Raw genomic sequence first — 12636 nt, 5'->3', positions numbered from 1 at the left:
GCCCGTCGGCGTGTGTCGGTGGTGTGGCCGTCGGCCGCGCCCGTGGAGAGGGCAGGGCCGACGGGGTGACGTCAGCCCTGCTCGCCTACTCGCGCGGCGAGGTCGTCACCGATCTGGGAGGTGGAGCGCGCCGCGCCGCCCTGGGCACGGGTCTTGAGGTCCGCGGCGACCGCGCCCTCGATCCTGCGGGCGGCCTCGGGCACGCCGAGGTGGTCCAGCATGGTGGCGACCGACAGCACCGTGGCGGTGGGGTCGGCCTTGCCCTGGCCCGCGATGTCCGGGGCGGAGCCGTGCACCGGCTCGAACATGCTGGGGAAGGTGTTGTCCGGGTTGACGTTGCCGCTGGCGGCCAGCCCGATGCCACCGGTGACGGCGGCGCCGATGTCGGTGATGATGTCGCCGAACAGGTTGTCGGTGACCACCACGTCGAAGCGCGCGGGCTGGTTGACGAAGAACATGGCCGCCGCGTCGACGTGGCAGTAGTCAACGCTGACCTGCGGGTACTCGGCGCCGACCTCGCGTACGACCCGCTGCCAGAGGTCGCCTGCGAAGGTCAGGACGTTGTCCTTGTGGACCAGGGTGAGCTTCTTGCGCGGACGGACGGCGGCCTTGGCGAAGGCGTAGCGGACGACGCGCTCGACCCCGAAACGGGTGTTGACGCTGTCCTGGGTGGCGATCTCATGCGGGGTGCCCTTGCGCAGCACGCCCCCGGCGCCCGCGTAGGGGCCCTCGGTGCCCTCGCGCACGACCAGCATGTCGATGTCCTCGGGGGACACGCCCGCCAGGGGGCTGTCGACGCCGGGGAAGAGACGCACGGGGCGCAGGTTGACGTAGTGGTCGAAGTCGAAGCGCAGGCGCAGCAGCAGGCCTCGCTCCAGGACGCCGCTGGGGACGCTGGGGTCACCGACGGCGCCCAGGAGGATCGCCTCGTGCTCGCGGAGCTCGTCCTCGACGGAGTCGGGCAGGGTCTCGCCGGTCCGGTGCCAGAGCTTGGCGCCCAGCTCGTACTCGGTGGCCTCGATGGCGAGGTCGTGCTGGGGAGCGACGGCCTCCAGGACCTTGAGCCCCTCACCGACCACCTCGGGTCCGATCCCGTCACCGGGGATGACGGCCAGATTCACCGTGCGCGCTGCCATACGGACTGCCTCTAACTCGAACGCGACCCAACCACGCGTGTCTCACATGGCGAGATCAAAATGAACAGTGGATGAGACAAGACTAGGGCATGTCCAGCGGGCCCCCGCCGTCCCTCCGGTCCAAGGCGCCCTGGAGCGCGCGGTGGACCTCGTCCTCGGAGTCGGGCGTGGACGGGTACTCGGCCATGTCGTACATGTGATCCTCCGAATGCGACGCGTGACGGCCGCCGGGAACGGCGGTGTCGGCTGCGGATGCGTGCGCTGGAGCCACGCGGAACGGGGCGCGGCGGCCAGGAGTTCCGGGCGCGGAGCGCCTCGGGCGTGGGCGGCGATGGCCACGAGAGAAGGAGCGGGTCGCCCCGGCGGGATCGACTGCCGGATGTCGCCGACGCGAGCCCGGTTCGGGCGGGCGAGGCGATGGGCGGCGGCGCCGGACGGTCGGGCCCGGGCCGCTGACTCCTAGGACGACAGAATATCGGATGTCCAAGTATTTGACCAGGACATCTCAACATACGAGACGATCGTGTGTCGCCGCTGGTCAAAGCAGCAACACGACAGCGCCCCCCTGCGGAGAGCCCCGCAGGGAGGGGAGACGGCACGGCGAAGGGCCGTACCACCGTGCGGCGGTACGGCCCGAGGCGTGGATGGGCCGGACGGCCCCGACCAGAGGGGTCCTCAGTCCTCCAGGTCGATCTGGCGGGTGATGTCCGCCTCGATCTCCGAGGAGATCGAGGCCAGGACCTCGTCCGGCACCGCGGAGTCCACGGTCAGGGCGATGAGCGCCTTGCCGCCCTCCTGGTCCCGGATGACCTGCATGCCCGCGATGTTGACCTGGGCGTCGCCCAGCAGCGCGCCGACCTTGCCCACGATGCCCGGGCGGTCCTCGTAGGAGAGGAACACCATGTGGTCGCTGAGGCTGATCTCCATGCCGTAGTTGTTGATCTCCACCAGCTTCTCGACCTGGCGGGGACCGGTCAGGGTGCCCGACACCGACACCCGCTGGCCGTCGGCCAGGACGCCGCGCACGGAGATGAGGTTGCGCCAGTCGCTGTGGTCGTCACTGGTCACGAGGTTGACCTCGACGCCGCGCTCCTTGGCCAGCAGCGGGGCGTTGACGAAGGTCACCGTGTCCTCGACCACGTCGGCGAACACGCCCTTGAGCGCGGCCAGCTCCAGCACCTTCACGTCGTGCGCGGCGATCTCCCCGCGCACCTCGACGTCGATCCGGCTGGCGATCGTGCCCGCCAGGGAGGTGAACACCCGGCCCAGCTTCTCCGTGAGCGGCAGGCCCGGCTTGATCTCCTCCGCCACCCCGGTGCCCTGCACGTTCACCGCGTCCGGAACGAACTCGCCCGACAGCGCGAGCTTCACCGAACGGGCGACCTGGGTGCCCGCCTTCTCCTGGGCCTCAGTGGTGCTGGCGCCCAGGTGCGGGGCCACGACGACGTTCTCGAACTCGAACAGCGGGCTGTCCGTGCACGGCTCCTTGGCGAACACGTCGATACCGGCGCCGGCCACCCGGCCGTCCTTGAGCGCCCGGTACAGCGCGTCCTCGTCCAGGATCCCGCCGCGCGCGGCGTTGATGACCCGCACGCTCGGCTTGACCTTGCTCAGCGCCTCATCGCTGATCAGGCCCAGCGTGTCCTTGTTCTTGGGCAGGTGGATGGTGATGAAGTCGCTGCGCTCCAGCAGGTCGTCCAGCGTGGTCATCTCCACACCGATCTGCGCTGCCCGAGCGGGCTGCACGAACGGGTCGTAGGCGATGACCTTCGTGCCGAAGGCCGACAGCCGCTGCGCGACCAGGGCGCCGATCCGGCCCAGGCCGACCACGCCGACGACCTTCTCGTACAGCTCCACACCGGTGTACTTCGAGCGCTTCCACTCCCCGTTGATGAGTGCGTTGTGCGCCGGGGCGGTGTTGCGCGCGCTGGCCAGGAGCAGGTTGATCGCCTGCTCGGCCGCGCTGATGATGTTGGAGGTCGGGGCGTTGACCACCAGGACTCCCGCCTTGGTGGCGGCGTCCACGTCCACGTTGTCCAGACCGACGCCGGCGCGGGCCACCACCTGGAGGCGGGAGGCCGCGGCCAGAGCCTCGGCGTCGATCTGCGTCGCGCTGCGCACGATCACGGCGTCCACGTCGGCGAGGGCGGGAAGCAGCTGGGAGCGGTCGGCCCCGTCGACGTGGCGTACCTCGAAGTCCTCCTCGAGGAGCGCGATTCCGGCGGGCGAGAGTTTTTCCGCGACGAGTACGGCGGGTTTGGGCACAACGATTCCTTTTCGGGTGGTGCTACCCGAACGGGTGGAGGATCAGCCCGCATCGGGTGTGACGGCCGGTCTAAAGTCTACTGCCGAGGTAGGGAAGTCCGCTGGCCGGTCGGGGAACACGGTCGGCGTCCCCTCCACGCACCGGACGTCCCCACCCCCGCATACGCCTCCGGGGCGGGTGTGCACCCGCCCCGGAGGCGTCGGATCCGTCAGGCCTTGAGCCAGCTCATGAGCGGACGCAGCTGGGCGCCCACCTTCTCGATCGGCTCGTTCTGCTCGGCCTCCCGACGCTTGGTGAAGGTCGGCTGACCCGCGTCGAACTCGTCCATGAGCTCCTTGGCGTAGCTGCCGTCCTGGATCTCGCGCAGGATCTTGCGCATCTCCTCGCGGGTCTGCTCGGTGATGACGCGCGGGCCGCGGGTGTAACCGCCGTACTCGGCGTTGTCCGACACCGACCAGTTCATCTTGGAGATGCCGCCCTCGTACATGAGGTCGACGATCAGCTTGAGCTCGTGCAGGCACTCGAAGTAGGCGATCTCCGGCTGGTAGCCCGCCTCGACCAGGGTGGCGAAACCGGCCTTGACCAGCTCCTCCGTACCACCGCACAGCACGGCCTGCTCACCGAACAGGTCGGTCTCGGTCTCCTCGGTGAACGTCGTCTTGATGACGCCCGCCTTGGTGCCGCCGATGCCCTTGGCCCACGACAGCGCCAGGTCCCAGGCCTGACCGCTGGCGTCCTTCTCGACCGCGACCAGGCAGGGCACGCCGCGCCCGGCCTCGTACTGGCGGCGGACCAGGTGACCCGGACCCTTGGGGGCGACCATGGCCACGTCGACGCCCTCGGGCGGGGTGATGAGGCCGTAGCGGATGCTGAAGCCGTGGCCGAAGAAGAGCGCGTTGCCCGCCTCGAGGTTGGGCGCGATCTCGTTGGCGTACAGGTCCCGGTGGATGTGGTCGGGGACCAGGATCATGATGACGTCGGCCTCGCGGGCGGCCTCGGCGGGGGTGAGGACGCGCAGTCCCTCCTCCTCGGCCTTGGCGCGGCTCTTGGAGCCCTCGGCCAGACCGATCCGCACGTCGACGCCCGAGTCCCGCAGCGACAGCGCGTGCGCGTGGCCCTGGCTGCCGTAACCGATCACGGCGACCTTCTTGCTCTGGATGAGCTCCAGGTCAGCCGCGTCGTCGTAGTACATCTGTGCTGCCACTTGGGGTTACTCCTTGATTCTTACGTTCGTGTCTCGGGCTCGGCGCGTGGGTCCGGTGCCCGCGGACTCAGGCGCTGCGGTCGACCGCGCGGAGGGAGCGGTCGGTGATCGACCGGGGCCCGCGGCCCAGGGCGACCAGACCGGACTTGACGAGTTCCCTGATGCCGAACGGCTCCAGGTTCTTGACCAGGGCATCGAGCTTCTCGGGATCACCGGTGGCCTCGATGACGACGACGTCCGGGCTGACGTCCACGACGTGGGCGCGGAACAGCTCGGCCGTCTGAAGCACATGGGTGCGGCTGGACGCGTCGGCCTTGACCTTGACGAGCAGGAGCTCGCGCTGGACCGACGCGGTGGTGTCCATCTCCACGATCTTGACGACGTTGACCAGCTTGTTGAGCTGTTTGGTCACCTGCTCCAAGGGGTGGAGGTCGCAGTTGACCACGATCGTCATCCGGGACAGGCCCGCGTACTCAGTGGTGCTGACACTGAGCGAGTCGATGTTGAACCCGCGGCGGGAGAAGAGGGAGGAGGCACGTGCGAGGATACCCGGGGTGTCCTCCACCAGAACGGAAAGCGTGTGACTGCTCATGGTGGTTCGGGCCTCTCCTAGTCCTCGTGTTCCCAGTTCGGCGCCATGTCGCGCGCGTACTGGATGTTGTCGTTGCTGACACCGGGACCGACCATCGGCCAGACCATGGCGTCGTGGTTCACGGTGAAGTCCACGACGACCGGGACGTCGTCGATGGCCATGGCCTTCTCGATGGTGGCGTCGATGTCCTCGGGGCGCTCGCAACGCAGACCGACACAACCGTACGCCTCCGAGAGGCGGACGAAGTCGGGAATCCGCACCTTCTCGTCCTTGGGCGCGGTCTGCAGGTTGGTGTTGGAGTAGCGCCCCTCGTAGAACAGGGTCTGCCACTGGCGGACCATGCCCAGGTTGCCGTTGTTGACGACGGCGACCTTGATCGGGATCCCCTCGATGGCGCAGGTGGCGAGCTCCTGGTTGGTCATCTGGAAGCAGCCGTCGCCGTCGACCGACCACACCACGCGGTCCGGGTCGCCGACCTTGGCGCCGAGCGCGGCCGGGACGGAGAAGCCCATGGTGCCGAGGCCACCGGAGTTGACGAAGGCGCCGGGGCGCTCGTAGTCGATGAACTGGGCGGCCCACATCTGGTGCTGGCCGACACCGGCGACGTAGGTGGCCTCCGGGCCGGCGATCTTGCCCAGCCGCTGGATGACGGCCTGCGGGGACAGGCTGCCGTCGGTGGCCTCCTCGAAGCCCTTCGGATACGTGGTGCGCAGCCGGTTGAGCTGGCTCCACCAGGCGGCGTAGTCGCCCTCGCGGCCCTTCTCCTGGTCGGCGCGCACCGCGACCACCAGGTCGGCGAGCACCTCGCGGCAGTCACCGACGATGGGCACGTCCGCGTGGCGGTTCTTGGAGATCTCCGCGGGGTCGATGTCGGCGTGGACGATCTTGGCGTCCGGGGCGAAGCTGTCCAGGCGGCCGGTGACCCGGTCGTCGAAGCGGGCGCCCAGGGCGACGATGAGGTCGGCCTTCTGGAGGGCGCCGACCGCGGCGACGTCGCCGTGCATGCCGGGCATGCCCACGAACAGGGGGTGGCTGTCGGGGAAGACGCCCCGGGCCATCAGGGTGGTCACCACGGGAACGCCGGTGAGTTCGGCCAGGACCCGCAGCTCGGCCGAGGCTCCGGAGCGCAGGACGCCGCCGCCCACGTACAGCACGGGGCGCTTGGCCTCGCTGATCATCCGGGCGGCCTCGCGGACCTGCTTGCCGTGCGGCTTGGTGACCGGACGGTAGCCGGGCAGGTCGAGGCGCTCGGGCCAGACGAAGTCCGTCGACGCCTGCAGGGCGTCCTTGGAGATGTCGACCAGAACCGGGCCGGGCCGGCCGGTGGAGGCGATGTGGAAGGCCTCAGCGACCGTGCGCGGGATGTCGCGGACGTCGCTGACCAGGAAGTTGTGCTTGGTGATGGGCATCGTGATGCCGCAGATGTCGGCTTCCTGGAAGGCGTCGGTGCCGATCATCGGGGAGGCCACCTGGCCGGTGATCGCGACCATGGGAACCGAGTCCATGTGCGCGTCGGCGAGGGGGGTCACGAGGTTGGTGGCTCCGGGGCCGCTGGTCGCCATGCACACCCCGGGTCGGCCCGTGGCGTAGGCGTATCCCTCCGCCGCGTGGCCCGCTCCCTGCTCGTGGCGCATCAGGATGTGGCGCACCTTGGCCGAGTCGTAGAGGGGGTCGTAGGCGGGGAGGATGGCGCCACCGGGAATCCCGAAGACAGTGTCAACGCCGGCGTGCTCCAGTGACCTGATCAGCGATTGGGCGCCGGTCATCTGCTCGGTCATCTCAAGATCCTTCAGCGAGGGTCCAGAGCGGTACAGCGGCTCTGGCTTGGTGGGTCTGACTCAACGCCTGGTGTGGCAATAAAAAAACCCCCACCGCCCGGTGGCGGTTGAGGGGTGGCGCGCAGCAGAAGTAACTCAGTGGGCTGCGCGCCGACCAAGTACGAGAATCAGGGAGTTGTTCTGCACGATCACAACAGTGGCCGAAGGAGTGGCCGCGCGTCAACAAGATCGACACATTGTCTCACTATGCGAGACAGTCATGTCAGCATCCGACCAGACGATGCGACACGCTGCGGCGTTGAACAGGGCAAACCCGGCGAAGCACCAGCACCGGTGTAACGCAGAACACGCTGGAGGTCGGACCCGTCCAGCCCGTGGACGGTCCCCGCGAAGGTCGGAGGAACAGGTCCTCGGCAGACTCCATCTCCGCGGCCCGACGGCTCCAGACACGCGGTGTCCCGCGGTCGGCCATGACCGCGATCCGCTGACGCACCTCGTCGCCGACTTCGAGGTCCCGGACCTCCAGAACCCCGATGATCGCCCCGATGAGGCCCAGGGCCTCGCCCTCGCGGAAGGGACGGCCGATCAACTCGGTCCTGAACTCGTCGTCGCGCGGCTTCACGGTCTCCTCCGGAGATCCCAGGGCCGCGGCCTCCCGATGGCCTCTCGGAGCAGCTCCGCCGCGAAGCCGGGGGCGTTCCGCGGCAGGCCGAGGGGGAACCCGTGTCGGGACGAGGGCATGTCGGAAACGTAGCCAGTACATCGACATCCGCGCGGGCGAACGCCGTAACGCCCGGGTATGTCGCCGATTCCCGGGCGCGCGCCCACGGAGGCGGCGCTCGACAGTCTCGGCACTGCCACCCGACGGGACGCCTTCGCCCACCTCCAGGACGTGCGCCTCCGTGAGGAGCGCCTCGCCCCGCCCGGGCCGGTCGAGGACGAAGCCCAGGGCGCCGAGATGCAGCGGACTCCCCGTCTCCCGATGCGCCCGGTCCGGTCGAACCGGTGGTGTTCTCCCAGGAGTCACGGGATGGCGACCCTGGTGGGCGCCGTTCAACTCACTCGGTGGCGCGTCCCTCTGCTTCCTGCTGGAGCTTTTTCCAGACCAAATCAGATCGGGAACTGGCCGTACCAACTGTTCTGGACGATGTGTTTGGGAAGGAAGTCAGATTCCACCTCAAGCTGGAAGCTGGGGTCATGCTGGCTGATGTCATAGGCCATACAGGCGAAGGCCAACAGGAGGAGAGGGATAGCGCCATTGATACTCTTGGCGCGTTTCTCATCCGAAGTGAAGTAGTCGCGCCAGAGTTCGAGCCCTTCAGCAAGCGCTGAGTTGAACTCTTCAGGTTCGTTGCCGACAAGCTGAAGGAAGACCTTCATCGGGGGGAATATGACCTTGTTCACGGCCTCTTCCGATCCGTACCTGACGACACCAGGGTCGGAGAGTTCAAAAGCCGCCTGGAGTTCGTCAGCGAGATCGGAGCGGTTGAGGAGGAACGCCTGGATGGCGGCGATCCAGTGGTAGACGTAGGGATCGTACTGGGCGCCATCGCTCTCGCCCCACTCCCGGAGAGAGTCGACGGGGATCTCGCACAGCTCCGTCCACCGCTTCTCGTCGCGGCAGGTCATGGCCAAGGCGAACGCGGTGAGCCAGTTGCTGGCGTTCGCGCAGTACCGAGGGCCGATCGCGGTGGTTCTACGGATCTTGTGGTTGACCAGGAACTCGACCGGGGTGCCCTCGGGTCTCGTGGTCATCACGAACATGGCGTGGTGGACCTGCATGGCTCCGACCCAGGACTCCCATGTGCCAAGCTTCACTGCCTCTGGATCCAGGACGAGATCGATCCGGGCATTGAGGTAGAGCGGCGAGAGCGACATGTCAACTGACTGTGGATGGGTTTCGAGCGACGCCGCCTCTTCCTCTGTTTCCTCGGCGCGCTCTTCGGCATCGTTTACATAGTCAGGTCGACTCAGATCATGCCGGAAAATCCTGTGGTTCATCGGATGTCTCTTCCCGTGATATTGAACATCCTCATACTGTGCCCCCCGTGCATGTTACCATCAGGATTGCCCCTTGCCACCACATAGTGAACCCTGTCATTTCGCAGAGCGCGCCTGATTTCTCGCGCAAGCTTCTTTTCCTCTCCCCCTCTGAGTCTCATCTCCTCAAGGATGCTTTCAAAGTACTCCCTTGTTCCCTGTTTGACCTTCTTGGTCACCACCCCGTTCTCTTCTAGTTCGCGTTCACCAAGCCTGGTGTCAGCGCGGCTCTTTGCCTCGACGACGACGAAGGATTCGTTCCCGTCAGCGTCTTCGGCTCGCCAGATCTGATCGAACTGGTCGCTTCCACTCCCTGGAGCCGCACTCGCGGGTTTGATGGGACCGCCGGTCTCCGGATCCGGAACGATCTTGGGGAGGGTCAACTTCTTCTTGACTACCTTGCCATTGACGACTTCTCGGTATTCGACCTTCGTCCTGCCGTTGAAATTCTCCTCGACCGCCCGTCGTGCAGCGCCCTCACCGTATCTCTCGGCAGCCTTGGTCCTTCTAGCCTGAGCCTCCGAGTATTCAGACTCCGCATTGGCGACCAGGTTGTTTTCCGAGCCAGGCTCCCTGTTCGCGAAGAATTTCTTCCTCGCGGTGAGTAGCTTCTCTCTCTTCAGGGAGCTCGTGTTGAAGCTGTCGCGCGCGGCTGAGAGCCTGTTGAGGTATCTTTTGACCTTCTGCGGGAGAGTCTTCGCCGTCCCGTCGATCCTGGCGCCGATATATTTAGGATTCGGGGCCGAAGGGAGAGTTTGCGTCGAGTACCATTTTCCAGTGTTCGGGTCCAATTTGATGATCGGCATGACCCACTCGCCGATCATGGAGTCCGCCCTCCACTTGTTCCCGTCAGTGGGACGATAGTAGATCTCACGGAACTCGTCGTGCCTGTTCACCAGGTCCACGATGTCGTTCACGAAGTCTTTCCCGTTGGTCCACACCGTGTCTCCGATGTACGGACGAGCCGCCGCGAGCCTTTCCTCGTTGGTCGCGTCGTGCCAGCCGCCACGCCTCGGCACGTGGTCGGGGTCGGGGTCGGGGTCACCAGCGCTGCCATCACTGCCGCTGTCGTCGTCGCCGCTGCCGCGTCGCGGGGTGGGAGCATCCGAGTCACCCGGGTCCAAGACTCGGCGAAGCGTCGGACCGTCTGAGGAGCCTTCACGCCCCATGGAGTCCGTCGATGTCCGCTCACCGTCGGTCCGCGAGTCCGGAGAACGGTCGGTGCCGTCGTCCTGATCGGTGTCGCGGCCCCTCGGCGTGGTCTCATCCACCCTGTTGGTGGCGTCCGGGGTACGATCACGCACGATCGCTTCGAAGGCTCTGTCCACGCCCCTGTCGGACATACGGTCGCCGTCGTGTCCGCGGTCACCGATGCTGGTCACGTCCACCAGGCGCTCCGATACGGGCCTGGGGGTGTCCCTGGCCGCGGTCAGCGCGTCGTCACCACGGCCGCCCACCCCCGCGCGCACCCTCGCGTTGTCGGGTTCGGGCCCATCACCGAAACCGCTCTCCAAGGCCTCCCGACTCGGCGGAGGGCCATCAGGATCGGGGTGGACGGCATTCACCAGGAAGTCACCCTGGTTCTGGTCCCGCATCTCGGTCGAGAACTCGGACGCCGGGTTGAGCACGTCCTGCAACGTGAGGGCGTCCTGGAGGTCCTGGGCGGTGGGATCCTCATCCGAGGCACCGCGCCGGTGGTGACGGGTGTCGGTCGCCTCCGCGCCGTCGTCAGCCACGGTCCGCGGGGTGGACGGCCCGCCGGGGGTCTCCGTCCCCTCGGTTCCGCCCCCGGGGCCGAACCGGGCCACCAGCCGCTCCACCGCACCCTTGACGTCCGTCAACCGCTGCGGGCTCAGCCTGCTCAGATCGAGACCGGACAGATCGAGCCGGAACAGCTCCCGAGAACCCCCCGCGAAGTTCGGCAGGTTCAGGTTGACGCCGATCCCCTGCGGGTCCACGTCGGGGATATCCACGTCCGGGATCCGGCTCCCGCCCATGTTGCTGAGGATGGACGCGCCCCGCCAGGCCATCAGCGGCACACCCACCGCCGCGCCCACACCCGTGGCCGACAGCGCCGCACCCAACGCCGTCACCCCGATGTTGAGCACCGCCGTGCCGATCACGTACCCCGGCCGCTCACCCCACTCCTCCCACGGCACCACCGCGTGCGCGGCGTCCTTCCACGCCGACCCCACGGTGCCCCACCCGGCCCAGCCCCAGTCATCGGACTCGGCGTCGTACATCCCCACCAGCGACGCCAACGACTGGGCGCTGCTCTCCCACTGCTCGGCCATCGCGTCGCCCCAGGACATCTCGAACCAGCCCTCGGAACTGTGCGCGCCGACCATCGCGCCCAGGTCCTCGACCGCGCCCACCACGTAGTCGCCCACCGCGGCGCCCACATCCACCCACCAGTGCTCGTCGGTGGTGGCCTCCTCGACGCCCCACTCGGTGGCCAGCTCCGACAGGTCCTGCTCGTAGCCGTGGTAGAACACGTCGGAGTCGAGCTCGCCGTTCGCGGGTATGGCCTCGAAGCTGGTGCGGCCGGGAACGTCGGCGTTGATCCCGTTGGCGCAGTCGAGTTCGGCCTCGGCGTACCTCTCGATCAGGCCCTCGCCCCGGGTGACGTACCCCTCGTTCTCCGCGACGTTGGGGCTCTCCCCGATCCCGAAGAACCCCTTGATCCCTTCGGCCTCACGCCACTCGTCGCCCTCGGAATCGATCCTGTTGCGGAACTCGATGGCGTCGGCCTGCAGCGCCCTCCAGTCGGACTTGATCTCCCGCAGCTCCCCCGCGAAGTCCTCCAAGGCGCTGGCGGCTGCCTCCAGGCCCTCGGAGACGGTGTCGCCGTCGGTGGCGACCGGGCGCAGGACGGAGTAGAGCTCCTCCGCCTCGGGGGCGTGGTAGCAGCCGGTCAGGTCGCCCCAGGAGGCGTTGATGTCGTTGCCGGTGTCGGCGACGTTTCCACCGCAGGTACGCAGCCGGGAGGCGAGGGTCTCGATGTAGTCGGGTGAGGAGGTGGGGATGGGGAACAGGTACGGGCTGATCTTGCCGTCGCTGTCGGTGAGCATGCCTCGCTGCTCTTCGATGGTCAGCGGGGCACCGGCGGCGGGACTGTCGGCAGGGGGCACCAGGGGTCCTTCGGGCAGGGGGCGAGGGGGTCCGGGCAGGGGCGGGGGTCAGACGATCTGCGCGTTGCCCGGCCTCGTGGGGGGTTCCGGCTCGGGGACCTCCCCGGCGTTGCGCTGGGCCTCCAGGGCCATCTCGGTGTTGCCCTCGACGTAGGCGGTGGTGGCCTCGCTGGTGGCTTCCAGGGCGCTGGCGGTCAGGCTGAGCATGTCGCCCATCAGACCGAAGTAGTACTCCGCGAACTCGCCGAGGGCGAAGGAGACGGGGGAACTGTTGATGTGGGTGCTGGCCTGGGTGATGTCGGTCTCCATGCGGTCCATCTGGCCGAGCAGACCGTCGGAGCCGCCCTCCTCGCCGAGGTGGGCGGCGGTCGCTGACAGGACGGACCCGACCTCCTGGGGGGAGATGTTCCAACCGGACACGTGGACTCCTCCTTCATCTGACCGGCTATCGGGACGGCCGCGTTCCTCGGCGTCGAACCTCGCACACGC

9 protein-coding genes are annotated in these 12636 nt (G+C 67.7%); all 9 read right to left on the bottom strand.

Annotated elements, in window-relative coordinates; genetic code table 11:
• Window positions 1-71 precede the first annotated feature (71 nt).
• The 9 genes from KIK06_RS28230 to KIK06_RS28190 all read right to left on the bottom strand — a co-directional run bounded on the left by KIK06_RS28230 (window position 72) and on the right by KIK06_RS28190 (window position 12567).
• Entirely contained in the window at window positions 72-1136 is a 1065-nt protein-coding gene (locus KIK06_RS28230; RefSeq protein ID WP_017598162.1) for a 3-isopropylmalate dehydrogenase, read from the bottom strand.
• A 675-nt stretch (window positions 1137-1811) separates the two neighbouring features.
• Window positions 1812-3401, bottom strand: a complete 1590-nt coding sequence (gene serA / locus KIK06_RS28225) for a phosphoglycerate dehydrogenase (protein ID WP_017598160.1) — start codon at window positions 3399-3401, stop codon at window positions 1812-1814.
• 209 nt (window positions 3402-3610) lie between these two features.
• Window positions 3611-4606 carry a ketol-acid reductoisomerase gene (gene ilvC, locus KIK06_RS28220; protein WP_193789745.1) on the bottom strand — a complete coding sequence of 332 codons (996 nt, stop codon included), beginning with the start codon at window positions 4604-4606 and terminating at the stop codon, window positions 3611-3613.
• Between the two features lie 67 nt (window positions 4607-4673).
• The gene (gene ilvN, locus KIK06_RS28215; protein ID WP_026127525.1) at window positions 4674-5198 is read right to left on the bottom strand and encodes an acetolactate synthase small subunit; all 525 of its coding nucleotides are present in this window, start codon (window positions 5196-5198) and stop codon (window positions 4674-4676) included.
• 17 nt (window positions 5199-5215) lie between these two features.
• On the bottom strand, window positions 5216-6976 hold the full coding sequence (locus KIK06_RS28210) for an acetolactate synthase large subunit (protein ID WP_268645725.1): 1761 nt from the start codon (window positions 6974-6976) through the stop codon (window positions 5216-5218).
• A gap of 262 nt (window positions 6977-7238) precedes the next feature.
• Window positions 7239-7598: a hypothetical protein gene (locus tag KIK06_RS28205; protein ID WP_268645724.1), complete on the bottom strand. Its 360-nt coding sequence runs from the start codon at window positions 7596-7598 to the stop codon at window positions 7239-7241.
• Between the two features lie 488 nt (window positions 7599-8086).
• A complete protein-coding gene (locus KIK06_RS28200) occupies window positions 8087-8977 on the bottom strand; it encodes an immunity 49 family protein (RefSeq protein ID WP_268645723.1) in 891 nt (296 codons plus the stop codon).
• Complete coding sequence (locus tag KIK06_RS28195; RefSeq protein WP_268645722.1) at window positions 8974-12087, bottom strand: hypothetical protein; 3114 nt, start codon at window positions 12085-12087, stop codon at window positions 8974-8976. Before KIK06_RS28195 ends, KIK06_RS28200 begins: the two co-directional genes overlap by 4 nt.
• A gap of 108 nt (window positions 12088-12195) precedes the next feature.
• A complete protein-coding gene (locus tag KIK06_RS28190; protein ID WP_017598151.1) occupies window positions 12196-12567 on the bottom strand; it encodes a DUF6507 family protein in 372 nt (123 codons plus the stop codon).
• Window positions 12568-12636: the final 69 nt, after the last annotated feature.

The organism is Nocardiopsis sp. EMB25 (assembly GCF_026797795.1).
GTDB classification, from domain to species: domain Bacteria; phylum Actinomycetota; class Actinomycetes; order Streptosporangiales; family Streptosporangiaceae; genus Nocardiopsis; species Nocardiopsis lucentensis.
This window is presented reverse-complemented; position numbering and strand designations above follow the sequence as displayed.

What these genes read in the sequence shown, in the direction of transcription:
- KIK06_RS28230 (WP_017598162.1), bottom strand. Translation starts at nt 1,136, where the DNA reads ATGGCAGCGCGCACGGTGAATCTGGCCGTCATCCCCGGTGACGGGATC.
- ilvN (WP_026127525.1), bottom strand. Translation starts at nt 5,198, where the DNA reads ATGAGCAGTCACACGCTTTCCGTTCTGGTGGAGGACACCCCGGGTATC.
- KIK06_RS28210 (WP_268645725.1), bottom strand. Translation starts at nt 6,976, where the DNA reads ATGACCGAGCAGATGACCGGCGCCCAATCGCTGATCAGGTCACTGGAG.
- KIK06_RS28200 (WP_268645723.1), bottom strand. Translation starts at nt 8,977, where the DNA reads ATGAACCACAGGATTTTCCGGCATGATCTGAGTCGACCTGACTATGTA.
- KIK06_RS28195 (WP_268645722.1), bottom strand. Translation starts at nt 12,087, where the DNA reads ATGCTCACCGACAGCGACGGCAAGATCAGCCCGTACCTGTTCCCCATC.